Genomic DNA, 2187 nt, shown 5'->3' with positions numbered 1-2187 from the left:
AACCCAGGTCGACCAGGCCAGACGCAATTTCGACCAGTTCGCGGTGCAGGCGTACACCCGGCCCGCCGCGACCTCGATGGTCACCTATCTGTCCTCGGCCACACCGGATGTCGCTCTCAGCCGCGCCCAGGTGTTCACGCTGGTATCGAAGAATCAGCAGTCGGTGCTCGACTCGTTGCGCCGCGCCCAGATCGAACAGGGCAATAGGAATGCCAGTGCGCGCCAAGCGAAATCGGCCGCCGACGCGGCCGCCGCGGTGGCCGAACAGAAGAAGGCCGACGCCGAAAACGCCGTCGCCGCGGTGCAGGCCGAACAGGATCAGCAGGCGGCGCAGCGGGAGGGCCTACTACGCGAGCGCACGGTGGCGCAGGGCCGCCTCGACCAGGCGCGCGCGAATGTGACCGGGCTGCAAGGCCAACGCGAGGCCTATCTGGCCTGGGACGAACAGCGCAAGGCCGAGGAGGCCGCCATCCGCGCGGCCGCCGCGGCCGCCGCCGCCCGTGCGGCCCAGGATCAGGCCGCCAAGGACCGCGCGGCGCAGGCGGGCGAGGGTAAGCGGCCGCATATCCAGATGGAGGATTCGCCGCCGCCGCGCCAGACCAGGCCGCGCGTCACCGGGCCGACCATGCCGTCCATCGGCGGCTCCGAGGCGATCGAAACCGTGGTCGATCGGGCCATGTCGCAGCTGGGCGTCGTCTATGCCTGGGGCGGTGGCGACGAGGACGGCCCGACCCTCGGCATCCGCGACGGCGGTGTCGCCGACAGCTACGGCGATTACAACAAGGTCGGCTTCGACTGCTCGGGTCTGATGATCTACGCCTTCGCCGGTATCGGCGTCTCACTGCCGCACTACAGCGGCTACCAATACAACGCGGGCACCAGAGTGCCTGTTGCCGAGCGCAGCCGCGGCGACATGCTGTTCTGGGGGCCGAACGGCAGCGAACATGTCGCGCTCTACCTCGGAAACGGGAAGATGGTCGAGGCGCCGCAATCCGGCGAGGTGGTACGGGTGTCGCCGGTGCGCGAAGGCGGCATCATGCCGTACGCGGTGCGGATCGTCTCGTAACCCCTAGGCTCGTCGGGTAACCCCAGGCTGGGCCGCACGCCGCGAACCCGACCGCGAACCTGTTGATTTGCCATGATCTCGGGTCCGGTTGCGGCATATGCGGCCATTACCTGGAATAGTTGTGGCAGCACGCACAGGACCAAAGCGAAAGCGGGGATGTTGGTGACTTCGACGGACGGTGTGAGCGGGGCAAGTTTGGCGAAAGAGGCCGCTGCTCCCGCACCCAGCACCCTGGAGCGTGACGTCCAGACCCTGGAGAAGGCGATATACGAGGTCAAGCGCGTTATCGTCGGCCAGGATCGGCTCGTCGAACGGCTGCTCGTCGGGGTGCTCGCACGCGGCCACGTACTGCTCGAGGGTGTGCCGGGTATCGCCAAAACCCTTGCGGTGGAGACCTTCGCCAGGGTGGTCGGCGGTTCGTTCGCCCGCGTCCAGTTCACCCCCGATCTGGTGCCCACCGACCTGATCGGTACCCGCATCTACCGCCAGGGCCGCGAGGAATTCGATACCGAACTCGGCCCGGTCGTCGCGAACTTCGTTCTCGCCGACGAGATCAACCGCGCGCCGGCCAAGGTGCAGTCCGCACTGCTCGAGGTGATGGCCGAGCGGCATGTGTCGATCGGCGGCAAGACCTACCCGATGCCCGACCCGTTCCTGGTCATGGCGACCCAGAATCCGATCGAGAGCGAGGGCGTGTACCCGCTGCCCGAGGCGCAGCGCGACCGCTTCCTGTTCAAGGTCGTCGTCGACTACCCGTCGGTGGAGGAAGAGCGCGAGATCATCTACCGGATGGGCGTCACCCCGCCGGAGGCCAAGCCGATCCTCGAGCCGTCCGAGCTGATCCGCCTGCAGCGGGTGGCCGCGAATACGTTCGTGCACCATGCGCTGGTCGACTACGTGGTCCGGGTGATCGCGGCGACCCGCAAGCCCGGCGAATTCGGCATGCAGGATGTGGCGAGCTGGATCGCCTACGGCGCCTCGCCGCGCGCCAGCCTCGGCATCATCGCCGCGGCCCGCGCCGTCGCGCTGATCCGCGGCCGCGACTATGTGGTGCCGCAGGATGTCGTCGAGGTGATTCCGGATGTGCTGCGCCACCGTCTGGTGCTGTCCTACGACGCGCT

2 protein-coding genes are annotated in these 2187 nt (G+C 68.0%); both read left to right on the top strand.

Features of this window, described 5'->3' with window-relative positions; translation table 11 throughout:
- On the top strand, positions 1-1066 hold a 1066-nt coding region (locus tag ON44_RS19030; RefSeq protein ID WP_040691933.1), incomplete at its 5' end, for an NlpC/P60 family protein.
- Between the two features lie 156 nt (positions 1067-1222).
- Positions 1223-2187, top strand: a 965-nt coding sequence (gene moxR1, locus ON44_RS19025; protein ID WP_040691935.1) for a chaperone MoxR1, incomplete at its 3' end; no start/stop codon positions are given.

The organism is Nocardia vinacea NBRC 16497 (genome assembly GCF_000308835.1).
Taxonomy (GTDB): domain Bacteria; phylum Actinomycetota; class Actinomycetes; order Mycobacteriales; family Mycobacteriaceae; genus Nocardia; species Nocardia vinacea.
Note: the sequence above shows the minus strand (reverse complement) of the source record. Positions and strands in the feature narration are given on the sequence as shown.